At 72.9% G+C, this 23,957-nt stretch carries 23 protein-coding genes and 1 pseudogene; 21 read left to right on the top strand and 3 right to left on the bottom strand.

The window, feature by feature from the left end; translation table 11 throughout:
• Positions 1–34: 34 nt before the first annotated feature.
• The 13 genes and pseudogenes from ADL22_RS23080 to ADL22_RS23020 all read left to right on the top strand — a co-directional run.
• A pseudogene (locus ADL22_RS23080) lies at positions 35–742 on the top strand (SDR family NAD(P)-dependent oxidoreductase); the annotation flags it as partial.
• Positions 743–906: 164 nt separating this feature from the next.
• Positions 907–1,626 (top strand): GntR family transcriptional regulator, encoded by a 720-nt coding sequence (locus ADL22_RS23075; RefSeq protein ID WP_066983003.1) that lies wholly within the window; start codon positions 907–909, stop codon positions 1,624–1,626.
• Positions 1,627–2,007: 381 nt separating this feature from the next.
• On the top strand, positions 2,008–2,994 hold the full coding sequence (locus ADL22_RS23070; protein WP_420711590.1) for a sugar ABC transporter substrate-binding protein: 987 nt from the start codon (positions 2,008–2,010) through the stop codon (positions 2,992–2,994).
• Positions 2,991–4,055 carry an ABC transporter permease gene (locus ADL22_RS23065; RefSeq protein WP_066982981.1) on the top strand — a complete coding sequence of 355 codons (1,065 nt, stop codon included), beginning with the start codon at positions 2,991–2,993 and terminating at the stop codon, positions 4,053–4,055. Before ADL22_RS23070 ends, ADL22_RS23065 begins: the two co-directional genes overlap by 4 nt.
• The gene (locus ADL22_RS23060) at positions 4,052–4,861 is read left to right on the top strand and encodes an ATP-binding cassette domain-containing protein (RefSeq protein ID WP_066982977.1); all 810 of its coding nucleotides are present in this window, start codon (positions 4,052–4,054) and stop codon (positions 4,859–4,861) included. The genes ADL22_RS23065 and ADL22_RS23060 overlap by 4 nt, the downstream gene beginning before the upstream one ends.
• A gap of 251 nt (positions 4,862–5,112) precedes the next feature.
• On the top strand, positions 5,113–6,234 hold the full coding sequence (locus ADL22_RS23055) for an ROK family glucokinase (RefSeq protein WP_066982975.1): 1,122 nt from the start codon (positions 5,113–5,115) through the stop codon (positions 6,232–6,234).
• Positions 6,231–6,800 (top strand): hypothetical protein, encoded by a 570-nt coding sequence (locus tag ADL22_RS23050; RefSeq protein WP_066982972.1) that lies wholly within the window; start codon positions 6,231–6,233, stop codon positions 6,798–6,800. Before ADL22_RS23055 ends, ADL22_RS23050 begins: the two co-directional genes overlap by 4 nt.
• A 312-nt stretch (positions 6,801–7,112) precedes the next feature.
• Positions 7,113–7,679, top strand: a complete 567-nt coding sequence (locus tag ADL22_RS23045) for a class I SAM-dependent methyltransferase (protein ID WP_066982969.1) — start codon at positions 7,113–7,115, stop codon at positions 7,677–7,679.
• Between the two features lie 310 nt (positions 7,680–7,989).
• Complete coding sequence (locus tag ADL22_RS23040) at positions 7,990–8,187, top strand: hypothetical protein (protein ID WP_066982967.1); 198 nt, start codon at positions 7,990–7,992, stop codon at positions 8,185–8,187.
• Positions 8,188–8,275: 88 nt separating this feature from the next.
• Complete coding sequence (locus ADL22_RS23035; RefSeq protein WP_066982964.1) at positions 8,276–9,364, top strand: SagB/ThcOx family dehydrogenase; 1,089 nt, start codon at positions 8,276–8,278, stop codon at positions 9,362–9,364.
• A complete protein-coding gene (locus tag ADL22_RS23030; protein WP_079064354.1) occupies positions 9,361–10,497 on the top strand; it encodes a SagB/ThcOx family dehydrogenase in 1,137 nt (378 codons plus the stop codon). The genes ADL22_RS23035 and ADL22_RS23030 overlap by 4 nt, the downstream gene beginning before the upstream one ends.
• Positions 10,494–11,138 (top strand): TauD/TfdA family dioxygenase, encoded by a 645-nt coding sequence (locus tag ADL22_RS23025; RefSeq protein ID WP_066982959.1) that lies wholly within the window; start codon positions 10,494–10,496, stop codon positions 11,136–11,138. Before ADL22_RS23030 ends, ADL22_RS23025 begins: the two co-directional genes overlap by 4 nt.
• Positions 11,139–11,321: 183 nt before the next feature.
• Positions 11,322–12,605, top strand: coding sequence for an MFS transporter (locus ADL22_RS23020; RefSeq protein ID WP_066982956.1), 1,284 nt, complete (start codon positions 11,322–11,324; stop codon positions 12,603–12,605).
• On the opposite strand, the gene ADL22_RS23015 is transcribed toward ADL22_RS23020, so the two are convergent.
• The gene (locus tag ADL22_RS23015) at positions 12,592–14,568 is read right to left on the bottom strand and encodes an endo-beta-N-acetylglucosaminidase (protein ID WP_066982953.1); all 1,977 of its coding nucleotides are present in this window, start codon (positions 14,566–14,568) and stop codon (positions 12,592–12,594) included. The two genes, ADL22_RS23020 and ADL22_RS23015, sit on opposite strands and share 14 nt — an antisense overlap.
• 330 nt (positions 14,569–14,898) lie before the next feature.
• Between ADL22_RS23015 and pcaC the strand changes: the two genes are divergently transcribed.
• The 8 genes from pcaC (at position 14,899) to ADL22_RS22975 (ending at position 21,531) form a co-directional block, all read left to right on the top strand.
• The gene (gene pcaC, locus ADL22_RS23010) at positions 14,899–16,170 is read left to right on the top strand and encodes a 4-carboxymuconolactone decarboxylase (protein WP_107116365.1); all 1,272 of its coding nucleotides are present in this window, start codon (positions 14,899–14,901) and stop codon (positions 16,168–16,170) included.
• Positions 16,171–16,232: 62 nt separating this feature from the next.
• Positions 16,233–16,874, top strand: a complete 642-nt coding sequence (locus ADL22_RS23005; protein WP_066982950.1) for an MBL fold metallo-hydrolase — start codon at positions 16,233–16,235, stop codon at positions 16,872–16,874.
• Positions 16,875–16,904: 30 nt separating this feature from the next.
• Positions 16,905–17,684, top strand: a complete 780-nt coding sequence (locus ADL22_RS23000) for an exodeoxyribonuclease III (protein WP_066982947.1) — start codon at positions 16,905–16,907, stop codon at positions 17,682–17,684.
• Positions 17,685–17,763: 79 nt separating this feature from the next.
• Positions 17,764–18,204, top strand: coding sequence for a DUF6278 family protein (locus tag ADL22_RS22995; protein ID WP_066982944.1), 441 nt, complete (start codon positions 17,764–17,766; stop codon positions 18,202–18,204).
• 110 nt (positions 18,205–18,314) lie between these two features.
• Positions 18,315–19,058, top strand: a complete 744-nt coding sequence (locus ADL22_RS22990; RefSeq protein WP_066982941.1) for an amino acid ABC transporter ATP-binding protein — start codon at positions 18,315–18,317, stop codon at positions 19,056–19,058.
• Positions 19,059–19,071: 13 nt separating this feature from the next.
• Positions 19,072–20,010, top strand: a complete 939-nt coding sequence (locus tag ADL22_RS22985) for a glutamate ABC transporter substrate-binding protein (protein ID WP_066982938.1) — start codon at positions 19,072–19,074, stop codon at positions 20,008–20,010.
• Positions 20,011–20,026: 16 nt separating this feature from the next.
• Positions 20,027–20,671: an amino acid ABC transporter permease gene (locus ADL22_RS22980; RefSeq protein WP_066982935.1), complete on the top strand. Its 645-nt coding sequence runs from the start codon at positions 20,027–20,029 to the stop codon at positions 20,669–20,671.
• Complete coding sequence (locus ADL22_RS22975) at positions 20,668–21,531, top strand: amino acid ABC transporter permease (RefSeq protein WP_066982932.1); 864 nt, start codon at positions 20,668–20,670, stop codon at positions 21,529–21,531. Before ADL22_RS22980 ends, ADL22_RS22975 begins: the two co-directional genes overlap by 4 nt.
• A gap of 25 nt (positions 21,532–21,556) precedes the next feature.
• On the opposite strand, the gene ADL22_RS22970 is transcribed toward ADL22_RS22975, so the two are convergent.
• Together ADL22_RS22970 and ADL22_RS22965 are read right to left on the bottom strand one after the other, a co-directional pair.
• A complete protein-coding gene (locus ADL22_RS22970) occupies positions 21,557–22,012 on the bottom strand; it encodes a pyridoxamine 5'-phosphate oxidase family protein (RefSeq protein ID WP_066982929.1) in 456 nt (151 codons plus the stop codon).
• Positions 22,013–22,113: 101 nt separating this feature from the next.
• Positions 22,114–23,724 (bottom strand): CocE/NonD family hydrolase, encoded by a 1,611-nt coding sequence (locus ADL22_RS22965; protein ID WP_066982927.1) that lies wholly within the window; start codon positions 23,722–23,724, stop codon positions 22,114–22,116.
• Between the last annotated feature and the right edge of the window lie 233 nt (positions 23,725–23,957).

Raw genomic sequence — 23,957 nt, 5'->3', positions numbered from 1 at the left:
TGTATAAGAGACAGCCCCCTCCACCGACGACCTCTCCGCCCCCCTCTCCCTCGTCACCGGTGCCACCCGGGGCATCGGCCGGGAGCTGTGCCGCCAGCTCGCCGCGCTCGGCCACACGGTGCTGCTCACCGGGCGGTCCGAGGAGGCCGCCCGGCGGGTGGCCGCGGAGTTGCGGGACGCGGCCGGGCCCGGCACCGCGGATATCCGGCCGCTCGTGCTGGACGTCACCGACGACGGCAGCGTCGCCCGCGCCGCGGCCCGGGTCGCCGACGCCTTCGGCCGGCTGGACGTGCTGGTCAACAACGCGGGCGGGACGTACGACACCTGGCAGCGGGCCGTCACCGCCGACCTGGCCGTGGTGCGGGAGGCGGCCGAGACCAACCTCTACGGGCCGTGGCGGACGGCCCTCGCCTTCGCGCCGCTGCTGCGCGCCTCCGCCCACCCCCGGCTCGTCAACGTCTCCAGCGAGGGCGGTTCGCTGACGAACATGGGCGGCGGCACCCCCGCGTACTCCGCCTCCAAGGCCGCCCTCAACGCGCTGACCCGGATGCTCGCCGCCGAGCTGCGGGCCGACGGCGTACTGGTCAACGCGGTCTGCCCGGGCTGGGTGGCCACCGACCTGGGCGGCCCGGGCGGCCGGCCGGTCGCCGAGGGCGCGGCGAGCGTCCGCTGGGCGGCGACGCTCCCGGACGACGGCCCCACCGGCGGCTTCTTCCGCGACGGCCGCCCGCTGCCCTGGTAGCGAGAGGCGGCAGCCCCGTAAGCGCCCGGCCCCCGGCCGTAACCCCCCTTGTCCGGACAATGTGACCTCCGGACTTCCCGTCATCTGTGCGGGCGGATACGCTCGCGCCCGTGGGGAAACGCGAGACACCGACCGCGGGCGCCCAGGGCCCCGTCCAGTTCAGCGTGGACCGGAGCAGTCCGGTTCCGCTGTACTTCCAGCTGTCCCAGCAGCTGGAGGCCGCCATCGAGAACGGCCGGCTGGCCCCCGGCAGCCTGCTCGGCAACGAGATCGAACTGGCCGGCCGGCTCGGCCTGTCCCGGCCCACGGTCCGCCAGGCGATCCAGTCGCTGGTCGACAAGGGGCTGCTGGTCCGCCGCCGGGGCATCGGCACCCAGGTCGTGCACAGCCAGGTCAAGCGCCCGCTGGAGCTCAGCAGCCTCTACGACGACCTGGAGGCGGCCGGCCAGAAGCCCGCCACCCGGGTCCTGCTGCACACCACCACCGAGGCGGACGCCGAGGTCGCCGCCGCGCTCGGGGTCGCCGAGGGCGATGAGGTCGTCCTGGTCGAACGGCTCCGGCTCGCCCACGGCGAACCGGTCGCCCACCTCCGCAACCACCTCCCGGCCGGCCTGCTGCCGCTGGAGACCGCCGCCCTGGAGGAGACCGGCCTGTACCGCCTGATGCGGGCCGCCGGGATCACCCTGCACAGCGCCCGCCAGGCGATCGGCGCCCGCGCCGCCACCGCCGAGGAGGCCGCCCGGCTCGACGAGGCCGAGGGTGCCCCGCTGCTCACCATGCGGCGCACCACCTTCGACGACACCGGCCGCGCGGTGGAGTTCGGCTCGCACGTCTACCGCGCGTCCCGCTACGCCTTCGAGTTCCAGCTCCTGGTCCGGCCCTGACCGGTCCGCCGCGGACGGGCCCGGGACGGACGGCCCCCGGACAGAATGTTCGGACAAACCCTTGACGCCGCCCCGCGCGCGCCGTTGGATCTCCTCCAGCCGCAATCCGGCGGCGGGGGAGCGAAGGCGGTCCACCATGAGCTGCGTCGGCACGGCCCGGCCCGGAGCGATCCGGACCCCGGGCGCGCGCACCCTTACCACCCGGCACCTCTCCACCGGGGCCGGGACCCCATGAATCGGTACAGAACGCCGGTAACCGATACTTGGTCGGTTGCCCGGTCCGGCCCGCCGGCACCGCGGCGACAGCAGACAGACCCGGGACAGCGACAAGAGCGGGAAAGGCAAGTCCTCGTGGCAAGGGTTCGAAGAAGAGGACGCGTCGTGGGCGCCGCGCTGGCGGCGGCGGTGCTCGGCGCCTCCCTGGCGGGGTGCAGCAGCACCGGGGGCAAGCGCGCCGAGGAGGAGCGCGCCGCGCAGACCGCCGGCGGCCGGGCCGCCGTGCACACCCCCCGGTGGACCGTCGCGATGGTCACGCACTCCGGGGACGGCGACACGTTCTGGGACATCGTCCAGAAGGGCGCCCAGCAGGCCGCCGTCAAGGACAACATCAACTTCGTCTACGCGCATGACAAGGAGGCCCAGCGGCAGAGCCAGCTGGTGCAGTCCTATATCGACCAGAAGGTCGACGGGCTGATCGTCTCGCTGGCCAAGCCGGACGCGATGAAGGACGTGGTGCGGAAGGCCGAGCGGGCCGGGATACCGGTGATCACGGTGAACTCCGGCGCCGAGGAGTCCAAGGCGTTCGGCGCGCTCACGCACGTCGGCCAGGACGAGAGCGTGGCCGGCGAGGCGGTCGGCGAGGAGCTGACCAAGCGCGGGAAGAAGAAGGCCCTGTGCGTGCTGCACGAGCAGGGCAACGTCGGCCACGAGCAGCGCTGCGACGGGGCCGCCAAGACCTTCAAGGGCACGATGGAGAAGCTGTACGTGGACGGCACCAACATGCCGGACGTGCAGGCGTCCATCGAGTCCAAGCTCCAGGCCGAACCGGACATCGACGCGGTGGTCACCCTCGGCGCGCCGTTCGCCCCGACCGCCGTCAAGGCCCGGGAGCAGGCCGGCAGCAAGGCCGAGGTGGACACCTTCGACCTGAACGCGCAGGTCGCCGGCGGCCTCAAGGACGGTTCGCTGGGCTTCGCGGTCGACCAGCAGCCCTACCTCCAGGGCTACCAGGCCGTCGATCTGCTGTGGCTGTACAAGTACAACGCCGATGTGCTCGGCGGCGGCCGCCCGGTCCTCACCGGACCGCAGATCATCACCAAGGACGACGCCGCGGCGCTCCAGCAGTACACGCAGCGGGGGACCCGATGAGCGCGGCCGGCGCCCCCGCGCGCCCCGCGCCCACCGGGAGCGCGGGCGACGAGCGGCTGGTACGGCGCTCCCTGGCCCGCCGCCTGATGGGCCGCCCCGAGCTGGGCTCGGTGGTCGGCGCGCTGGCGGTGTTCGTCTTCTTCTCCGTGGTCGCCGAACCGTTCCTGCGGCCGGCCAGCCTCTCCACGGTCCTGTACGCGTCCTCGACGATCGGCATCATGGCCGTCCCGGTGGCGCTGCTGATGATCGGCGGGGAGTTCGACCTCTCGGCCGGCGTGATGGTGGTCAGCTCGGCGCTGGTCTCGTCGATGGTCAGCTACCAGATGACCGCCAACACCTGGGTCGGCGTCGGGGTGTCCCTGCTGGTCACGCTGGGTTTCGGCGCGCTGAACGGGCTGCTGCTGACCCGGACGAAGCTGCCCAGCTTCATCATCACGCTGGGCACCTTCTTCATGCTGACCGGCCTGAACCTCGGCTTCACCAAGCTGATCAGCGGCACCGTCTCGACCAAGTCCATCGCCGACATGGAGGGCTTCGGCTCGGCCCGCGCGGTCTTCGCCTCCCACCTGACCGTGGGCGGTGTGGACATCCAGATCACCATCCTGTGGTGGCTGGCGCTGGTCGCGGTGGCCACCTGGATCCTGCTGCGGACCCGGGCCGGCAACTGGATCTTCGCGGTGGGCGGCAACGCCGACGCGGCCCGCGCGGTCGGCGTCCCGGTCGTCCGCACCAAGATCGGCCTGTACCTCGGCGTCGCGTTCGCCGCCTGGATCTCCGGCCAGCACCTGCTGTTCTCGTACGACGCGATCCAGTCCGGCGACGGGGTGGGCAACGAGTTCCTGTACATCATCGCGGCGGCGGTCGGCGGCTGCCTGATGACCGGCGGCTTCGGCTCGGCGATCGGCGCCGCGGTCGGCGCGCTGCTGTTCGGCATGGCCAGCAAGGGCATCGTCTACGCGCAGTGGAACCCGGACTGGTACAAGTTCTTCCTCGGCGCGATGCTGCTGCTCGCCACCCTGCTGAACGCCTGGGTCCGCAAGCGGGCGGAGGAGACGTCATGACCGCGCTCGTCGCCCTCGACGGCGTCAGCAAGTTCTACGGCAACGTCAAGGCGCTCACCGGGGTGTCCCTGGAGGTGCACGCCGGGGAGATCACCTGCGTCCTCGGCGACAACGGCGCCGGCAAGTCCACCCTCATCAAGATCATCGCGGGGCTGCACCAGCACGACGCCGGCAGCTTCCGGATCGAGGGCGAGGAGACCCGGCTCGGCTCCCCGCGCGAGGCCCTGGACCGCGGGATCGCCACCGTCTACCAGGACCTCGCCGTGGTGCCGCTGATGCCGGTGTGGCGGAACTTCTTCCTCGGTTCCGAGCCCACCACCGGTGCCGGCCCGTTCAAACGGCTCGATGTGCGCACCATGCGCGAGACCACCCGCGCCGAGCTGCTGCGGATGGGCATCGACCTGCGCGACGTAGACCAGCCGATCGGCACCCTCTCCGGCGGCGAGCGGCAGTGCGTCGCGATCGCCCGCGCGGTGTACTTCGGCGCCAAGGTCCTCGTCCTGGACGAGCCGACCGCGGCGCTCGGCGTCAAGCAGTCCGGCGTCGTCCTGAAGTACGTCGCGGCCGCCCGGGACGCCGGCCTCGGCGTGGTGTTGATCACCCACAACCCGCACCACGCCTACCTCGTCGGCGACCGCTTCGTCCTGCTCAAGCGGGGCACGATGGCCGGCAGCCACCTCAAGGCCGAGATCGAGCTGGAGGAGCTGACCCGTCAAATGGCGGGCGGCAGCGAGCTGGAACAGCTCAGCCACGAACTGGCCCGGACGGCCCCCGGGGAGTTCCCCGGAGGTCACCGGCCCGGGTGAACCCCGCCGCGCCCTCCGCCGGCTCCGCGCCGGTGGGGGGCGTGCCGCCCGGCACCGCGGTGCGCCGGACGGCGCGGGTGATGCACAATCGCACCGGACCATCCGCCGAGGCCCCCGGCCTCCCCGAGACCCGCAGGGACGAGACGACTCTTGCGCGCACGCAGCCGCGAAGACCGTGACGGCAGCCGGTACGGCTGTCCCGGCCGCCGCCCCGGCAGCCGTACCCGCGACCAGGTCCGAGGGGTGAGCCGATGAGCATGTACCGCGACCGGACGCACCGCGGGACCGCCCGCGCCACCGTCCTGCGCACCGTCGGCGCCCGCGAGCGCCGCTCCCACCTCACCGCCCCCCGGGTGCCCACGGTCGGTATCGACATCGGCGGCACCAAGGTCATGGCCGGTGTGGTGGACGCGGACGGCACCATCCTGGAGAAGGTCCGCACCGAGACCCCGGACAAGTCCAAGAGCCCCAAGGTCGTCGAGGACACCATCACCGAGCTGGTCCTGGACCTCTCCGACCGGCACGACGTCCACGCGGTGGGCATCGGCGCGGCCGGCTGGGTCGACGCCGACCGCTCCCGGGTGCTCTTCGCGCCGCATCTGAACTGGCGCAACGAGCCGCTGCGGGACCGCCTCGCCGAACGCCTCGCGGTCCCGGTCATGGTCGACAACGACGCCAACACCGCCGCCTGGGCGGAGTGGCGGTTCGGCGCCGGCCGCGGCCAGGACCACCTGGTGATGATCACCCTGGGGACCGGCATCGGCGGCGCGATCCTGGAGGACGGCGCCGTCAAGCGCGGCAAGTACGGGGTGGCCGGCGAATTCGGCCATATGCAGGTCGTCCCCGGCGGCCACCGCTGCCCGTGCGGCAACCGCGGCTGCTGGGAGCAGTACAGCTCCGGCAACGCCCTGGTCCGCGAGGCCCGCGAACTGGCCGCCGCCGACTCCCCGGTCGCGTACAACATCATCGAGCGGGTCGGCGGGCGGATCGGCGACATCACCGGCCCGCTGATCACCGAACTGGCCCGGGAGGGCGACGCGATGTGCGTCGAGCTCCTCCAGGACATCGGCCAGTGGCTGGGCGTCGGCATCGCCAACCTCGCCGCCGCCCTGGACCCGTCCTGCTTCGTCATCGGCGGCGGGGTCAGCGCCGCCGACGACCTGCTGATCGGCCCGGCCCGGGACGCCTTCCGGCGCCACCTCACCGGCCGCGGCTACCGCCCCGAGGCCACCATCGCCAAGGCGCAGCTCGGCCCCGAGGCCGGGATGGTCGGCGCCGCCGACCTCGCCCGCCTGGTGGCCCGCCGCTTCCGGCGCGCCAACCGCCGCCGGGTCGAGCGCTACGAACGCTACGAACGGGCCGGCCGCCGATGACCGAACCCGAACCGCAGACCGTGAGCGACGAGCACCCGGGCCCGCCGCCCCGCCCGCGCACCCGCCGGCCGTTCCTGATGGCGCTGGTGATCTTCCTGCTGATCACCATCCCGGCCGGCTACATCGTCATCTCCGCCGAGCAGAGCCGCGACAGCGGCGAGGACAAGGAGGCCGAGGCCGCCGCCACCGGCCTGACCAACGCCTTCCCCTCCCGGCTCCAGCAGCGGATCTACAACGTCCCGGTGCCGCTCGGCTCCACGCCGGTCTACTACTACGAGACCAACTCCTGGGAGACCAGCTCGCTGTTCGTGCAGTTCCGCACCAACGACTGGGGCCTGGACAAGTATCTGGCGGCCGTCGGCACCAGCACCGCCGCCCTGAAGAACGGCGCGATCACCATCCCGCCCGCGCAGGCCGCCAAGGTCGGCTGGGACTTCAACCCCGACTGGCCCTGGCGCGGCACGACGGTCAACCGCCCGGCCCCGCAGCCGTCCCAGCGCATCGTCGTCAACTACGACGAGCCGGGGCACCCCGTCGTCTACACGGTGTCGACCGTACGGTTCTGAGCCGTCCCCGGCGGGCCGTCCCCTGCCGGGCCGCCGCACCGCCTCGCCCGTACGGCACTGAGCCCGCCCCGCCGGGCCGCCGCCCTGCCTGCCGTGCCCTGCGTTCCCCTGCCCGCGCGACGCCGCGAGCGCCTCATGCCAGGGGCATAACCAACAGGCATGTGCATGATGATCAATGTGTCTTGGACGGCTGACCTCCGCTTCTGCATAGTTGAGGCATCGGCACCGCCCGCGGTGCCGGACTCCGTAGAGGTTGGACCCCCCTCACCTGTCGGCCGCCGGAACCCATCGGCGTGCCGAGGATTGGCCACCATGCCTGCGACGACCGCCCCCTTCAACGCGCATATGGACCGTGTGCTCGCCCCGGCCCGCGACCTCCCGGCCAACTCCCGCATCCTGGACGCCGGTTGCGGCCGCGGCGATGTCGCGCGGTGGCTGGCCGAGCAGGGCCACGACGTCCTGGGCGTGGACACCGACCTGGCCCCGGAGCTGCTCACCGACCGCCGCCCGCACGGCGGGGGAGCGCTGGCCCTGCGCCGCCAGGACCTCCTCACCCTGCCGGCCGGCACCCCGTACGACGCGGTACTGCTGCTGGGCGTCCTGCACTTCGCCGGCAGCGCCGCCGGTGTCACCGCGATGCTCCGGCACGCCACCGCGCTGGCCGGCCCGGCCGCCCCGCTGGCCCTGAGCTGGATCTGCGACGAGGTCCCCCTGGTCTACGAGGAGGGGTACCTGCCGGGTCGGCAGGAGGTCAACGACGCGCTGGCCGTGCTGGGTTGGCGGCCCGCCGAGATGTGGGACCGCGACGTCAGCCACCGCCACGGCGGACTGCCGCAGCACGACCACCGGATCGTCTACGGCGTGTGGTACCGCGCCTGACCTCGTCCGCGGGGGCGTGACGGCGCCGGCCCGATGCCTGGCGCTCCGCCCCGACCGCACGGTACGCGATGCGCGTACCGCCCCCCACACGCGTGGCACCGGGCCGCCCCCGACCCTTCCGCCGGGCCTGCCGCCCCGCAGCGGCGCCTGCCGTCAGCGGCACCGGCCGCCCCCACGCGTCCCCAGACTCCCTCCGCCCGAGCGGAGGGACGTTCCAGCACGGCGGCCGGACCCGCCGTCCGCCGTGGTCCCCGAAGGGACGATCCCCCGCGCGCACCGCCGTGGTGCGCCGTCGACGAAAGGAACTCCCATGACCCACACCCTCGTTGAGCGTGCCCCGGAGAGCGCGGTCCGTCCGGCGCTGATCCAGAACGGCAACGACCCCAAGCACTACAGCCACTCCGGTGTCTCGCTGGTCGAGCGCGCCCCGGAGAGCGCGGTGCGTCCGGCGCTGATCCAGAACGGCAACGACCCGAAGCACTACAGCCACTCCGGCGCCTCCATCTGATCCTGGCCCACCGGCGTGCCGTGGCCCCGTTGCGGGCCACGGCACGTCCCCACCGTCCCCACCGAGGAAGCAAAGGGTCCACCGCGCCATGTCCGCCACCGCACCCCCAGACACCCCGCCCGTCTACGCCCCCCATCCGCAGCTGCTGATCCACCCCGTCACCCTGGACGGGGAGCGGGTGATGGCGGCCGAGACCAGTTCGGCCACCCCGCCGCTGATGCTGCGCGACCCGCGTGTCGCCCTCGCGCTGTCGGTGCTGCCCGACACCGGCGGTACCCGCGAGGAGATCCTGGCGCTCTGGCGCGGCGAGGAAGCCCTGGCGCCGCTCGCCGAGGACCTCTGGGAGATCGTCCTCGCCGAGGAACTCCTGCTGCCCGCCGACCAGTTGCCGCCCACCGCCGCCGCGTGGCGCGACTACGGCTGGGCGGAGGCGTACCGCTTCCACGCGTCCACCCGCGACTACCCCTTCCTGCAGATGGACCAGGAGGGCGCGTTCGATCTGGACGACGCGCGGATGGCGGAGTACATCGCGGTCAGCAAGCCCCCCGAGATCACCCTGACCCTCCCCTGCGACACCGGCGTGGAGCTGCGGAAGGTCGGCGCGGACGAGTCCGCCGACGCGATGCTGGCGGCGATGACACCCGGGCAGCGCCGCGGCCGGGAGGGCCTGAGCCTGCTGATGGACGTCTGCTTCGGCGAACGCACCCGGCGCCCCTTCGCCGTCCAGGGCGACTTCCTGCGCAAGGCGGTGCCCTCCGGCGGCGCCCGGCACCCCACCGAGGCGTTCCTCGTCCTGTTCGACGACGCGGTGGCGCCCCCCGGGGTGTACCACTACAACGTCGAGCACCACCGCCTGGACCTCGTCCGCCCCGGGCAGCACCGGGACGCCTTCCGGCACGCCAGCTTCGACCTGTTCGACAAGTTCCACCAGGAGCCCTACGGCCTGCTGGTCTTCTGCTCCCTCGCCGAGCGCGCCATGTGGCGCTACCGCGACGCCCGTTCGGCCCGCGCCCTGTTCATCGACGTCGGCCACACCCTCATGGCCTACCGCACCGTCATCCACCGACTGGGAGTCGGCGGCTACACCTACCAGAAGTTCCACGACCGCGAGATCGCCGACCTCCTCGGAATCGATGGGGAACGGATGATCCCTCTCTTCCTCGGGACCCTCGTATGACCGCTACCGCACCGGCCACGCACGACACCGACACTCAGGCAGTGGACGAGCCGGGCGCCGTTCCCGAGCTGCCGCGGACGCTCGTCACCTCGCCGCTGTTCTTCGCCCACGAACGGCAGGGCGGCCAGGTCAGCGCCCTGGGCCTGTCCCGCCGCGAGCGGCTGCGCGCCCTCCACCCGCGCGCCTGGGACCTGCTGTACTTCTTCCTCGACCCGCGCCCCGCCACCGAGGCCACCGACGCCGGATACCACCCGGACGAACTGGCCCAGGCGCTCGCCGCCGGACTCCTGGAGGACGCCGGGGCGCCGCGCACCCGCGATATGTTCCGCTGGGAGGACCACCGCTGGTCGCGCGCCGCCTACGCGCTCTACTCGCAGCTGGACCTGCCCTACACCGAGCCCGTCGAGGAGGGCCACCGGCTGCCCGCCCTCTCCGACCTGCGCCGCGAGGAGATCAGCCGCTTCCAGAGCGACCGGCCCTACCCGCCGCGCTTCCGCGTCGAGCCGAAGGCCGTCCACCCGCTGCCCGCACCGGCGGAGCCGTTCGTCCAGAGCCTGGACTCGATGCTCGCCCGGCGCAGCGCCCGCAAGTTCGCCGCCACGCCCGTCACCCTGGACGACCTGGGCGCGCTGCTGTACCACAGCGCCGCCAACGTCCGCATGGCGGAGGACTCCAAGGCCGGCGGCGACCCGTACTACCTGCTGAACTCCTTCTACACCTGGCTCCAGCTCTACGTCGTGGTGCAGGGCGTGGAGGGCGTACCGCGCGGGGTGTACCAGTACGACTTCGCCGAACACGCCCTGCTGGAGACCGGACTGGCCCCGGACGACGCGGAGATCGCCGCCACCATCCAGGGGCAGAACTGGATCGGCGGCGGCGGAGTGAGCCTCTACGTCACCGTGCAGTGGGAGCGCTACCAGTGGCTCTACCGCCACTCCCGCGCCTACCTCAACCTCCTCATCCAGGTGGGGGAGTTCGCCCAGGAGGTGCTCCAGGCGGCCTACCAGCTCGGCCTGGTCGGCTGGCTGACCCCGGCCGTCGCGGAGAGCCGGGCCGCCCGGATGCTGGGCCTGGACCAGGTGCCCGCGGACGCCGACGCGATGTACTACCTGAAGCTGGGGTACCCGCGGTGAGCGGCGCGGCACCGGCCGGCGCGGTGCGCCTGTGGCCGGCCGGCGCCGGGGACGGCTCCCCGGCCCGCGCCTGGCGGTTCCGGAGCCGCGGGGCTGACCTGCTCCGCACCGCCGAGGAGCTGACCGGGCGCCGGCTGGCGGTGGTACGGGACGTGACCGTGGGCATGCCCGGCGACGACGGCGAACTCGTCGCGCAGCAGGGCGACTTCTGGTTCCACACCGACGCCACCTTCCTGCCCGAGCCGCCGCACTGGATGATCATCGCGGTCCAGGAGGCGCACGCCGGCGGTGAGCTGGAACTCCTGCCCAGCGAATTCCTCGACACCGAGGCGCTGTCGGCCGAGGCCACCTACCTCACCCCCGACGGCGCGGTCCACACCCCCGTGTGGGAGCCCCTGCCCGGCCCGCCCGGCACCGGACGGCTGCGCTACCGCGAGGACCGGATGCTGGCCGGCGGCGACGCCGCGGCCGTCGACCGCGCGCAGCAGGCCGTGTCCGACGCCGCCGCGCACGCCCTCACCGTGGGCGCGCTCGCGCCGGGGGAATGCCTCCTGGTGGACAACTGGACCGTGCTCCACCGGCGGCGCACCTTCACCGGGCGCCGGGTCATCCGCCGCCTCTGGCTCGACGAAACGGGCTGACCACCGGCCCCTGAGCGCGTCATAGGGCCGTGCCCGCGGCAGCGGCACGGCCCCGCGCCCGGACCGCGCCCGGACCGCGCCCGGACCGCGCCCGGACCGCGCCCGGACCGCGCCCGGACCGCGCCCGGACCGCGCCCGGACCGCGCCCGGAGCCGACCGGCAGACAGGGAGAACGCACGGCCCATGAGCGCCACCGACCGCACCACCGAGCCCCCGCCCGCGCTGCTCGCGCCGCTGCGGGCCCGCGGCTTCCGCTACCTGGCGATCGGCCAACTGGTCTCCAGCGCGGGCAACGCCATGTACAAGATGGCGCTCTCCTGGCTGCTGGCGGCCACCACCGGTGCGGACGGCGCCCTCATCGGCCTGCTGGCCGTCTTCCAGTTCGCCCCGCTGCTGCTGTTCAGCGGCACCGGCGGCGCCCTCGTCGACCGCCTCCCGCGCCGCCCCCTGCTGCTGACCACCCAGAGCGCCCAGGCCGCCCTCAGCCTGGCCATGGCCGCCCTGGCCTTCGCGGGCACCGCCCGCACCTGGCATATCTACGCCCTGACCTTCGCCTCCGGCCTGGTCACGGTCGTCGACAACCCGGCCCGGCAGCGCTTCCTGACCGACCTGGTGGGGGAACGGGGACTGGCCGGGGCCCTGGGCCTGTACTCCGCGCTGCTCAACCTCGGGCAGATCGGCGGACCGGTCCTGGCCGGCCTGATCGCCGGCCGGGCCCACCTCGGCTGGGTCTTCGCCGCTGACGCCGTGACGTTCCTCTTCGTCGCCGCCGTCGTGCTGCGCACCCCCCGGCCGCCGCGCCCCGCCCGCGCCGCCGCGGCCCCGCCGCGCTCCGGCGGGCTGCGCACCGGCCTGCGCGAGGTGCGCGGCAACCGCCACCTGACCGCCGCCATCGCGGCCTCCGTGATCGTCGGCGCGGTCGGCGTCCAGTTCACCGTCACCAACACCCTCATGGCGTACCGGGAGTTCCACCTCGGCCCCACCGGCTTCGCACTGCTCCCCACCCTGATCACCGCCGGCTGCCTGCTCGGGGCGCTGCTGGCCGGCCGCCACCCCCGGCCCGGCGGCACCACCGCCCTCCTGGCCGCCGCCGGTACGGGCGTGGCGAGCCTGGCCACCGGCCTCGCCCCCAGCTACCCGGTCTTCGCCGCCCTGATGGTGCCCACCGGCTGCGTGTCGATGTTCTTCACCACCACGACCGCGGTCTGCCTCCAGCGCGAGGCCGCCGAGCAGGTACGCGGCAGGGTCCTGGCCGTCCAGACCGTCGCCTTCTACGGCGGCGGCCCCCTCGGTGCCTTCCTGGTCGGCCTGTGCGGCGACCACCTGGGCCCCCGCGGCGCCCTCCTGGCGGCGGGCACCGTGACCGTCCTCCTGAGCGCCGGCTTCCTCGTCCGGCACCGCCGCCCGGCGCGGGGCGGCGGTCAGGACCCGCCGCCCGGCCCTCCGGCGCCGCTCAGGACCAGCTGAAGACGAACGGGGCGCCGGCCGAGCGCGTACCGTCCGGGCCGACCGCCACGACGTCGAGGGCGGTGGACGTCTCGCCCTGCTGGTCGAGCCGGTCGACGTAGTAGACGGTGTTGGGCGTGCCGCCCAGGTAGACCGGTGTCGCGTTCTGCCCGCGGCGGTACACCTCGTAGTGGTGCACCTCCGGTTCGGGGGCCGAGGGCGTCCACGCCAGGCGGAGGCCCTTGCGGCCGTCGGCCAGCGGCACGGTGCCGAGGTTGCGGACGTTCGCCGGGGCGCCGGGCGTCCCGAACGACCCGTCGTGGACGGCGAGTTGACCGACGTTGATCGCATAGCTGTCGACCGCCGCGGTGGCGGACACCTGCAGCGCGAGCTGGACGACGGTCCGGTTGGCGTAGCCGGCCAGGCTCACCGTCTTGGTCTCCCAGTCCGCCGACGCGGTGCTGCCGAGGTCGATGGTGGTGAACGTGGTGGGCGTGTCGGTGAAGGCCAGGGCGAGCCGGAGGTGCGTGGCGCCGGCGGCCGGGGTCTTCAGGGCCACGGTGACCTTGCTGGCCGAGGTGAGCGGCAGCCGGGTCTGGTACAGCCGCACCGTGGCCGGCTTGTTGGCGGTCAGCTTGCCGCTCAGGCGCAGACTGGTGCCGCCCTCGTAGGCGTCGGTGAAGGACAGCGACGGCTGGACGCCGGCGTCCGAGGGCTCGACGACCCACCGGTACGTCGGGAGGACGTCCTGGAGGGACAGGTTGTTCCACCCGCCGGTGCGGACCTTCTTCCCGCGCCGGAAATAGCCGGTGCCGTGCCCGGTGTTGAAATGGGTCACGAACGGCAGACGGCGCACCGGGGTGGATTCGGCCACATAGCGGGCGATCCCCCGCCAGCCCTCGGTCGGCGTGGACGACGGATTCCCCTTCGCGCCGACCCAGGTGTTCGCCTCTTTCTTGTAGAAGTCGGCCAGGTCCATCGTCTTGTACGTTCCGTTCTCCTTCTCCGGCATGGATTTGTCCTCGGGCACGAAAAGCGCCACGGACGTCAGATGCTGCTTCCCCTGCGGGCAGGCCGTCTCCGGGTCGAGCGGGCTGGTCCACGACATCTCCACGCCCGCGTAGACGTCATAGCGGCTGCGTTTCAGTTCGCCGGTGGCCTTCTCCGCCGACTTGGTGAGCTTGCCCGCGTTCCACCGGTAGTCGAGGAAGATCGAATCCGATACGCGGACACCGCCGTCCTGGAGGAACATTTTGTTCTGGTCGTTCAGCTCTCCCTGCCAGTCGATCTCGCCGGAGGGGAGCATGCTGTCGTACCACATGAACTCGACGGTGCCGGTGGCCCGCGCGTAGGCGAGCACATCCCGGAAGCCCCGGGCGATCGTCTGGTCGGCGCATTCGGTGCCGTCCGTCTCCTGATTGATGAACCAGCCCTCGAATCCGTAGTGCTGGGCGACCTGGATCAGCTTGTCCGCCACCGGATACGCCGCACCGGAATTCTGGACGAACTCCTTCAGCCATTTCTTCTTGCCGCCGGAGCGCTTCTGGGGAAAGAAAACCGTCCCGTAGACCTTCACGCCGTTGCGGTGCGCGGCGTCGATCACGGGTGCGGCCGGCGCGACGACGAGTCCCTCGTCGGCGGAACCGCCCCAGAAGACCAGGGTGTCCAGGTACTGCCAGTGGCCGAAGGCGTAGAAGGTGTGGTCGTAGAAGCCCTGCGAGGGGTTCTTGGAGGTTTTGGCGAACGATGAGCAGATGGCGATCCGCGCCTCACCGGCCCGGGCGTTGGTGTTCGCCTTCAGCGCGGCGTTCTGCTCGCGGGGCATCAGCGGGACCCGGGAGCGGTTGAACGGCGCGTTGGGGTCCGTGGCCGGGTCCCAGGCCAGCAGTGTTTCGAAGTGCCAGTGGGAGGCGTAGGGCGGTTCCGTGATCGACGGCGCGGCCGGGGCCGTTTCCGTACGCGTGGCCACCTGAATGTCGGCCATGGTGAGGTCCTCCTTGATCCTGCATTTCGCCGCACCGGGTGCGCGGCGGGGTGAGCGCGCGCGGCGTGCGCTACATGCAGAGATCTCGCGGAGCCGCCCTTTTCTCACGCGGGCGTCCGGCAACTTCACTCCAGCGGTCGGGCGTGTCCGGCGGCTCTCCGGGGCGCTCCTCCGAGCCGCCGAGGACACCCCCAAGAGGCCGCACGTCAAGCCGTATACGGAGGATCTTCGCCAAGCCGTCACAACGTGGGACGGTTTGCGCGGGGTTCCCACCCAAGCGCGTGAGAATTTGTGCGATGTGAGAGCGTGCAGGGCGTGAGTGAGACACCGATGCACACCCTGCAGTACCGCGTTGACGGGCCGGACGACGCCCCAGCCCTCGTTTTGGGTGCCGCACTTGGTACAACCTGGCACATGTGGGACCGGCAGATCCCCGAGCTGACCCGCCAGTGGCGCGTCATCCGCTTCGACCTGCCCGGCCACGGCGGATCGCCCGCGCACGCCGCCAGCTCCGTCGCCGAACTCGCCGACCGGCTGGTCGCCACCCTCGACGCGCTGGGCGTGGAGCGCTTCGGCTACGCCGGCTGTGACCTCGGCGGCGCCATCGGCACCCAGCTGGCGCTGACCCGCCCGTACCGCGTCACCTCCCTCGCCCTGGTCTCGTCCTCCCCGCGCTACGGCACCGCCGACGCCTGGCGCCAGCGCGGGGTGGTGATCCGCACCAACGGACTCGACCCGATCGCGCGCACCGCGCCCGAGCACTGGTTCACCCCCGGTTTCGCCGGTGCCCAGACCGCCATCGTCGAATGGGCCGTCCAGATGGTGCGGACCACCGACCCCGGCTGCTACATCGCCGCCTGCGAGGCGCTGGCCGCCTACGACGTGCGGTCCTCGCTCGGCCGGGTGGGCACGCCCACCCTGGTCGTCGCCGGGTCCGAGGACCAGGTCACCCCCACCACCGACGCCCGCGCCCTGGTCGCCGGCATACCCGACGCCGGTCTGGCGCTCATACCGGGCACCTCGCACCTGGCCCCGGTGGAGCAGCCGGCGGCCGTCACCGAGCTGCTGATCCGGCACTTCTCCACCGCCTGGGACGACAAGCCGGGCCCCGGCACCCCGGCGATCGGCGCGGCCGCCCCCAAACCGCAGATCGCGCCCCCGATGCCGACCCACGCCCCGGCCGCCATCGAGTCCGGCCTGGCGCAGCCCGCGCAGGTCCGCGGCGCCACGTACGAGCAGGGCGTCAAGCTGCGCCGCGAGGTCCTGGGCGACGCCCACGTGGACCGCGTCGAGGCCGCCACCGACGACTTCACGGCCGACTTCCACGACTTCATCACCCGCTACGCCTGGGGCGAGACCTGGACCCGGCCCGGCCTGGACCGCCGCACCCGCAGCATCATCACGCTGACCGCGCTGGTCGCCCGCGGCCACCGCGAGGAGCTGGTGCTGCACACCCGCGCCGCGCTCCGCAACGGCCTCACCCCCGCGGAGATCAAGGAAGTCCTGCTGCACACCGCCGTGTACTGCGGCGTCCCGGCCGCCAACACCGCGTTCGCGGTGGCCCAGAAGGTCATCCAGGAGGAGACCAGCCCGGAGGTGTGACGGCGCGCGGAGGTTGTCCACAGGCCCGCCCGCCCCGCCGCCCCGCGCGGCAAGATGGCCCCATGGAACTCACCAAGAAGACCCACGCCTGCGTCCGGATCGAGAAGGACGGGCGGACGCTGGTCATCGATCCCGGGGCGTTCAGCGAGGAGGACGCCGCCGTCGGCGCCGACGCGATCCTGGTGACGCACGAGCATCTGGACCACTTCGACGAGGGCCGCCTGCGCCGCGGTATGGAGGCGAGCCCCGGGGCCGAGATCTGGACCCTGGCCGCCGTCGCGGACCAGCTCTCGGCGGCCTTCCCCGGCCGGGTGCACACCGTCGGCGAGGGCGACACCTTCACCGCGGCCGGCTTCGAGGTGGAGGTGCACGGCCAGCTGCACGCGGTGATCCACCCGGACATCCCGCGGATCACCAACGTCGGCTTCCTGCTGGACGGCGGCGCGGTCTTCCACCCCGGGGACGCCCTGACCGTCCCGGAGGGCCGTACGGTCGACACCCTCCTCCTGCCCGTCCACGCGCCGTGGAACAAGATCGCCGAGATCATCGACTACGTCCGCGCGGTCGCCCCGCGCCGGGCCGTGGACATCCACGACAGCCTGCTGGCCGACCACGCCCGCCCGGTCTACGACTCCATGATCGACAAGCTCGGCGGCACCGACCACGGCCGGCTCTCCCCGGGCGCCCGGACGGAGGTGGGCTGACTGTCAGCGGTCCGCTGTAGGTTTACGGACATGCGCATCGCCACCTGGAACGTCAATTCGATCACCGCCCGCCTCCCCCGGCTGCTGGCCTGGCTGGAGAAGTCCGGTACGGACGTGCTGTGCGTCCAGGAGACCAAGTGCTCCGACGAGCAGTTCCCCTACGACCAGCTCCGCGAGCTGGGCTACGAAGCCGCCGTCAACGCCGACGGCAGGTGGAACGGCGTCGCCGTGGTCTCCCGCGTCGGCCTCGCGGACGTGGTCAGGGGTCTGCCCGGCGGCCCGGCCTACGACGGCGTCCAGGAGCCCCGCGCGGTCTCGGCGACCTGCGGCCCGGCCCGCGTCTGGTCGGTCTACGTCCCCAACGGCCGCGAGGTCGACCACGCGCACTACGCCTACAAGCTCGACTGGTTCCGGGCGCTGCGGACGGCGGTCGCCGAGGACGCGGCGGCCGGCCGCCCGTTCGCCGTCCTCGGCGACTTCAACGTCGCGCCCACCGACGAGGACGTCTGGGACCCGGCCGTCTTCGAGGGCCTGACCCACGTCACCCCGGCCGAGCGCGCCGCCCTGGGCGCCCTGCGCGAGGCCGGCCTCTCCGACGTCGTGCCCCGCCCGCTGAAGTACGACCGGCCCTACACCTACTGGGACTACCGCCAGCTCTGCTTCCCCAAGAACCGCGGGATGCGCATCGACCTCGTCTACGGCAACGCCCCGTTCGCCAAGTCCGTCGCCGACGCCTACGTCGACCGCGAGGAGCGCAAGGGCAAGGGCGCCTCCGACCACGCCCCCGTGGTCGTGGACCTCGACGTCTGAGCCCCGGCGCGCGCCGCCGGACCGGACAGGTGCCGCGCGCCTGTGGCCCCGGCGCGGGGGCGAGTGGGACCCTCGCACCATGAACCTGTCTTTCCTGGACAAGTGGCGCAGGCGTACGGACGCGGCCGGTCCGGTACCGCTCGCCGAGTCGGTGCGGGCCGATCCCGGCAGCGTCGTCGAGCTGTTCTCGGAGTGCGGGCTGCTGCGCGACCAGGCGGCCGCCGCCGGGGTCGAACTCGACGACTCCCAGCGGTCGTTGGAGGCGCTGGACCAGCTCCAGCCGGTGTGGCGGGACGACCCCGAGGTGCTGCCCTGGCTCGGCAACGACGCCGGTCTCTACCTCGGCACGGTCGTGGTCCGCACGGTGCGCGGCGCGGTCTGGCAGGTCCGCCCGGACGGCCGCCCGGTGGTGCGGCTGGACTCCGGCCGGGAGATCGACGTGGTCGCGGCCGGCCACGAGTGGGCCGACGAGGGCGCCCCCGAGCTGTGCCAGGTCTACGCCGAGGTCGCCGAGGGCTGAACCGCCCGCGGCGTTCCGCCCGCCCCGCGCGTGTCACCGGCGAAGTGCCCCATTCGTACGGGTAAGTTGCGAATCTCTCCGCCGTACGGATGAGAGGGGACGGGCCGCCCATGGCCGGTGACGCGCTGATCGAGCTGCGCGGGGTCAACAAGCACTACGGGACGCTGCACGTCCTGAAGGACATCGACCTCGGCGTCGGCCGCGGCGAGGTGGTGGTGGTCATCGGGCCCTCCGGGTCCGGCAAGTCGACCCTGTGCCGCACCATCAACCGCCTGGAGACCATCGAGTCCGGCACCATTACGCTGGACGGCGTCCCGCTGCCCGAGGAGGGCCGGGCGCTGGCCCGGGTCCGCGCCGACGTCGGCATGGTCTTCCAGTCGTTCAACCTCTTCGCGCACCGGACCGTGCTCGACAACCTCACCCTGGCGCCGGTCAAGGTCCGCCGGAAGCGCAAGGAGGACGCCGAGCGGCGGGCCCGCGAACTCCTCGACCGGGTCGGCCTCGCCGCCCAGGCGGAGAAGTACCCGGCGCAGCTCTCCGGCGGCCAGCAGCAGCGCGTCGCCATCGCCCGGGCGCTGGCCATGGACCCCAAGGCGCTGCTCTTCGACGAGCCCACCTCGGCCCTCGACCCCGAGATGATCAACGAGGTGCTGGAGGTGATGCGGCAGCTCGCCCGGGAGGGCATGACGATGGTCGTGGTCACCCACGAGATGGGGTTCGCCCGCTCCGCCGCGCACCGCGTGGTCTTCATGGCCGACGGCAAGATCATCGAGGACCGGCCGCCCGAGGAGTTCTTCGCCGCCCCGCGCAGCGACCGCGCCCGGGACTTCCTCGCCAAGATCCTCAAGCACTGAACGGGCCGCCGCGATGCCGCACCCTCCCGCCCCGCAGCCCTGCCGCCCGCTCCTCCTGGCCGCCCTGCTGCTCGCCCTCCTCGTCCCGGCCGCGGCGGGCTGCGGCCGGCCCGGCAGCCCGCCCGCCAAGGGCCCGCGCGCCGGCGACCTGCCCCACTACCGGGTGGCCCGCGGCTTCCGGCTGCCCGCCTCCCCGACCTGGACGGCCGCCGAACGCCGCGGCCGGCTCGTCATCGGCGTCAAGGAGGACCAGCCCTACCTCGGCGAACGGGACCCGGCCAGCGGCACCTACAGCGGCTTCGACATCGAGATCGCCAAGATGATGGCCGCCGCGCTCGGCTTCCCGGTCCGCGCCGTCGACTTCCGCACCATCGCCTCCGCCAACCGCGAGACCGCCCTCCAGAACGGCCAGATCGACCTCTACGTCGGCACGTACACCATCAACGCCAAGCGCAAGCAGCAGGTCGGCTTCGCCGGCCCGTACTACCTGGCCGGCCAGTCGCTACTGGTCCGCCGGGACGAGAACGGCATCCACGGCCCCGCGGACCTGGCCGGCAAACGCGTCTGCTCGGCCGCCGGCTCCACCCCCTACCAGCGCATCCGCGCCGACTACCCCCGGGCCGTCCTGGTCGCCTACGACACCTACTCGGTGTGCGTGGACAACCTCCTCACCTACCAGGTCGACGCGGTCACCACCGACGACGCGATCCTGCTCGGCTACGCGGCCAAGGCGCCGCGCGACCTCAAGCTCACCGGCCGCCCGTTCTCGAAGGAGCCGTACGGCATCGGGGTGCGGCGCGGCGACAGCGCGCTGCGGTTCGCGCTGGACGACGCGCTCGCCGCCGCCGAGCGGAACGGCACCTGGCGGCAGGCGTACCGGGCCACGCTCGGCCTGTCCGGGGTCCCGGCGCCCGCGCCGCCCCCGATCGACCGCTATCCGGCGCCCCGATGAGCCAAGGAACCGCCCGATGAACGTCCTCCTCGACAACCTCGCCCGCTACGGCGACGGCCTGCTGGGCACCGTCGAACTGACCGTCTACGCCGGCCTGCTGGCGCTCGCCCTCGGCTTCCTGATGGCGGCCTTCCGGGTCGCGCCGGTCCGCCCGCTGCGGGCCTTCGGCACGGCGTGGGTCACGGTGCTGCGCAACACCCCGCTGACCCTGCTGTTCTTCGCGGTGCTGCTGGGCCTGCCGCGCTTCGGCGTGGTGCTGCCGTTCACCCTCTTCGCCGTGCTGGCGCTGGGCTGCTACACCTCCGCGTTCATCTGCGAGGCGGTACGGGCCGGTATCGGCACGGTACCCGCCGGGCAGGGCGAGGCGGCCCGCAGCCTGGGCATGACCTTCCGGCAGACGCTCGGCCTGGTGGTGCTGCCGCAGGCGTTCCGCGCGGTCATCCCGCCGCTCGGCTCGACCCTGATCGCGCTCGCCAAGAACTCCGCGATCGCCGGCTCGTTCAGCGTCACCGAACTCCTCGGCGTCTACAAACCCCTCAACGAGCTGGGCTACAGCATCATCTGGTCGTTCGTGTGGATCGCGGCCGGCTACCTCCTCGTCACCCTCAGCCTCAGCGCGCTCTTCAACGCGCTGGAGAAGCACTACGGAGTCGCCCGGTGAGCGCCGTCCTCTACGACGTGCCGGGGCCGCGGGCCCGGCGCCGGCACCGCTGGTTCGGGCTCGCCGGGACGCTGGTGCTGCTGGCCCTGGTCGGCTGGGCGCTGGTGCTGCTCTTCCGCACCGGCCAGTTCACCGCGGCCAAGTGGACGCCGTTCCTCTACCAGGGCATCCAGGACCTGCTGCTCACCGGACTGGCCAACACCCTGCGGGCGTTCGGGCTGGCGGCGGTGCTGGCGCTGGCGCTGGGCGCGGTGCTGGCCGCCGGGCGGCTCTCCGCGCACCGGGTGCTGCGCTGGTCGTGCACGCTGCTGGTGGAGTTCTTCCGGGCCATGCCCGTACTGGTGATGATCTTCTTCATCTACGTGGCGCTGCGCGCCGAGCCGCTGACCGCGCTGGTCAGCGGGCTGACGCTGTACAACGGCTCGGTGCTGGCGGAGGTCTTCCGCTCCGGTGTGAACTCCATCGAGCGCGGCCAGGGCGAGGCCGCGTACGCGCTGGGCATGCGCAAGACGCAGGTGATGGTGCACGTACTGGTGCCGCAGGCGGTCCGGGCGATGCTCCCGGCGATCATCTCCCAGCTGGTGGTGGCCCTGAAGGACACCTCGCTGGGCTTCCTGATCACCTACGAGGAGTTCCTGCACGCCGGCAAGCTGATCGCCTCCAACCTCGACTACGACCTGCCGTTCATCCCCGTCGTCCTGGTCATCTCGCCGGTCTACATCGGGATGTGCATGCTGCTGTCGTGGCTGGCGACCTGGGCCGCCCGGCGGCAGCGGCGCAGCCCGAAGGTGGAGACCGGCGAGGTGGCCGCGCCGCAGCCGGCCACCCTGCGCGCCGACGACCACCGGGCGCACGGCTGACCGGCCGGCTCCGGACGCGTCGGCGTCAGACGATCCAGCTGCCGTCCCGCATCAGCTCGCGGCCGGGCAGCTCGTTCGCCTCGCGCCAGACCAGCAGCCGCCGCGGGGTGAAGCGGAGGTAGACCCAGGTGGCCCGGCCGTACGGATCCCAGCCGAGCTTGGCGGCGAAGGCGTCCGCGGCGTCCCGCGGCAGGGTGTCGCAGGCCAGCACCTCGGTGGTGCAGTGGGCGAGGACCACGTCCCGGGTGGTGCCCAGCGCCACCCGGCTCTCCGGGCGCGCCGCGAGATTGCGGGCGGTCGGGTTCCGGCGCTTGGTGGCCATGAGCAGGCGCTCGCCGTACCAGACGAAGGAGAGCGGCACCAGGGCGGGCGTCCCGTCGTCGGAGACGGACGAGACCCAGGCGTCCTCGTCCGCCTCCAGCCGCCGCAGCGCGTCCCGTTTGCGGAGTCCGGCATCGCGGGCCGGGGGGAAAGGGCTCATGATCCGGAGCGTAACGGCCGCCCCCGGGCCGCCGCGTCGGGCGCGGGGCGTACGCCCGGGGGCGTAGGCCCGGCCGTACGCCACCCAAGACCTCGGGCGGTTCAGTCGCGCACCGGCACCGACACATACGACGGGTCGTTCGCCGGGGAGGAGAAGGTCAGCCGGGCGCCGGACGGGTTCTGCGCGATGTAGAGCGGGTCGGCGGTGTCCACGACCAGCGTGAGGCGGTGCCCGGCCGGCACGTCGTAGGCGGTGGCGGCGAGGTCGAGGTCCAGGCCGAACGGTTGGCCCGGGGTCTTGCCGTGGAAGGTGAGCGGGGCGTGCGTGACGAGCTTGCCCAGGCCCAGCGGGCCCTCGTCGTAGAGGTAGGCGATGAGGGTGCCATCGGCGGCGGTCGGCGTCACCGTGGTGTGCAGCCGGGTCGTGCCGCGCACCCGCTGGCCGCCCGCATACGGGTCGGACTGCCAGACGGCGGCGGCCGAGCGCGGCAGCAGCGGTATCGACGCCATCGGCGGCATCCGCAGGAACTGGTCCAGCATGCTGGACAGGAAGATCAGCCCGCCATCGGCGCCGGAGTCGGTGCCGGTCCGGATCCGCTGGGTGGTGCCGAGCGCGATCCTGTGGTGCCCGGACGGCACGTCCTGCCAGCTCTTGTAGCCCTCGTAGGCGCCGGTGGAACGGGACTTCAGCAGGACCGGCGGCTCCTTGTCGATGCCGTTGTCGGTGCCCTTGAGGTAGTGGTCGAGCCACCGCTTGCTGTCGTTCCAGGTGTCGTTGGGCAGGCCGAGCAGGCCCAGGCCCTCGGCGGTGGCGTGGTCGCCGGGGCGGAACTCCAGCCGCTTGGGGCCCTTGAGCTTCTCGAAGAACGCCGCGTACTGGTCGGGCGGGAAGAGCGAGTCGCCCCAGGCGTTGCCGAGCAGGATCGCCGCGCCGTTGGCGTTGATCCGGTCCACGTAGGTGGCCGGGGACCGCTTGCGGCCCCAGGCGATCATGTCCTGCTCCTTGGCCATGTTGGCGCTGAGGAAGTCCTTGAGGACCTGCTGGAGTTCGGGGCTGGGCCGCCCGGTCAGCGCGCCCGCGCCGCCGAGCATCGCGGCGGCCTGGAGGTGCGGGGTGCGGCCGCTGTAGATCGAGCCGATGAGGTCGGCCCAGCCGCTGAGCGCTGCGACCGCCTTGATCCGCTTGTCCGCGCCGGCCGCCAGCAGGCTGATCCCGGCGCCGTACGACACCCCGGCCATCCCGACCTTGTGCGGATCGGCGGGGGTGTGGGCCAGCGCCCAGTCGATCACCTTGGAGGCGTCCCGTACGTCCTGCGGTCCGGCGGTCTCGATCTGCCCGCCGGACTGCCAGAAGCCGCGCGAGTTGTAGCCGACCACGACATAGCCGTCGGCGGCCAGCTTCCGGGCCTGCGCGAGGTATTCGATCTGCGGCATCGCCCAGCTGGTGGGCAGGACGACGAGCGGGTACCGGTGCGCGGCGTCGGCGCCGGCCGGGGTGAAGACGTTCGCCTTGAGGGTGATGCCGCCGTCGCCGGTGATGTCGGTGAACCGCAGGGTGGGGGTGCCGGCGGCGGACGGGCGGGCGGCGGACGCGGTGCGGGCGGGGGCCTGCGGCGCCGCGCCCGCCGGAGCGGCGGTCAGGACCGACGTGGCGAGCACCGTCGCGCAGACGGTGCCGATGGCGGCGCGCAGCGTGGTGCGGGAGGGCGTCATCTTCTGCTCCAGATCTCGACGCGGGCCGCGCGGACGCTGTCGCAGGACAGGAGGGGGCGCCCGGGGCCCGAAGTGACTGGAGAGTAAGGTCTGTTGCTTACCCGTGGTAACCCGTCGGTAGGTTACGGCTGGGTAACGCCGGGGCGGTGCGGGAGAGTTCGGCGCGGCCGGAGCGTTGCCGGAACGGACGCTACGAGCGGACGTTACCCGTGTGACCGGCGGGGCGCGAGGGG

It is taken from the genome of Streptomyces sp. NRRL F-4489, assembly GCF_001509485.1.
Lineage (GTDB): Bacteria > Actinomycetota > Actinomycetes > Streptomycetales > Streptomycetaceae > Streptomyces.
This window is presented reverse-complemented; position numbering and strand designations above follow the sequence as displayed.

What these genes read in the sequence shown, in the direction of transcription:
- ADL22_RS23060 (WP_066982977.1), top strand. Translation starts at nt 4,052, where the DNA reads ATGACCGCGCTCGTCGCCCTCGACGGCGTCAGCAAGTTCTACGGCAAC.
- ADL22_RS23065 (WP_066982981.1), top strand. Translation starts at nt 2,991, where the DNA reads ATGAGCGCGGCCGGCGCCCCCGCGCGCCCCGCGCCCACCGGGAGCGCG.
- ADL22_RS22995 (WP_066982944.1), top strand. Translation starts at nt 17,764, where the DNA reads ATGAACCTGTCTTTCCTGGACAAGTGGCGCAGGCGTACGGACGCGGCC.
- ADL22_RS23015 (WP_066982953.1), bottom strand. Translation starts at nt 14,568, where the DNA reads ATGGCCGACATTCAGGTGGCCACGCGTACGGAAACGGCCCCGGCCGCG.
- ADL22_RS23000 (WP_066982947.1), top strand. Translation starts at nt 16,905, where the DNA reads ATGCGCATCGCCACCTGGAACGTCAATTCGATCACCGCCCGCCTCCCC.
- ADL22_RS23005 (WP_066982950.1), top strand. Translation starts at nt 16,233, where the DNA reads ATGGAACTCACCAAGAAGACCCACGCCTGCGTCCGGATCGAGAAGGAC.
- ADL22_RS23045 (WP_066982969.1), top strand. Translation starts at nt 7,113, where the DNA reads ATGCCTGCGACGACCGCCCCCTTCAACGCGCATATGGACCGTGTGCTC.
- ADL22_RS22965 (WP_066982927.1), bottom strand. Translation starts at nt 23,724, where the DNA reads ATGACGCCCTCCCGCACCACGCTGCGCGCCGCCATCGGCACCGTCTGC.
- ADL22_RS22985 (WP_066982938.1), top strand. Translation starts at nt 19,072, where the DNA reads ATGCCGCACCCTCCCGCCCCGCAGCCCTGCCGCCCGCTCCTCCTGGCC.
- ADL22_RS22980 (WP_066982935.1), top strand. Translation starts at nt 20,027, where the DNA reads ATGAACGTCCTCCTCGACAACCTCGCCCGCTACGGCGACGGCCTGCTG.
- ADL22_RS22990 (WP_066982941.1), top strand. Translation starts at nt 18,315, where the DNA reads ATGGCCGGTGACGCGCTGATCGAGCTGCGCGGGGTCAACAAGCACTAC.
- ADL22_RS23055 (WP_066982975.1), top strand. Translation starts at nt 5,113, where the DNA reads ATGAGCATGTACCGCGACCGGACGCACCGCGGGACCGCCCGCGCCACC.
- pcaC (WP_107116365.1), top strand. Translation starts at nt 14,899, where the DNA reads ATGCACACCCTGCAGTACCGCGTTGACGGGCCGGACGACGCCCCAGCC.
- ADL22_RS23030 (WP_079064354.1), top strand. Translation starts at nt 9,361, where the DNA reads ATGACCGCTACCGCACCGGCCACGCACGACACCGACACTCAGGCAGTG.
- ADL22_RS23040 (WP_066982967.1), top strand. Translation starts at nt 7,990, where the DNA reads ATGACCCACACCCTCGTTGAGCGTGCCCCGGAGAGCGCGGTCCGTCCG.
- ADL22_RS22970 (WP_066982929.1), bottom strand. Translation starts at nt 22,012, where the DNA reads ATGAGCCCTTTCCCCCCGGCCCGCGATGCCGGACTCCGCAAACGGGAC.
- ADL22_RS23020 (WP_066982956.1), top strand. Translation starts at nt 11,322, where the DNA reads ATGAGCGCCACCGACCGCACCACCGAGCCCCCGCCCGCGCTGCTCGCG.
- ADL22_RS23035 (WP_066982964.1), top strand. Translation starts at nt 8,276, where the DNA reads ATGTCCGCCACCGCACCCCCAGACACCCCGCCCGTCTACGCCCCCCAT.
- ADL22_RS23050 (WP_066982972.1), top strand. Translation starts at nt 6,231, where the DNA reads ATGACCGAACCCGAACCGCAGACCGTGAGCGACGAGCACCCGGGCCCG.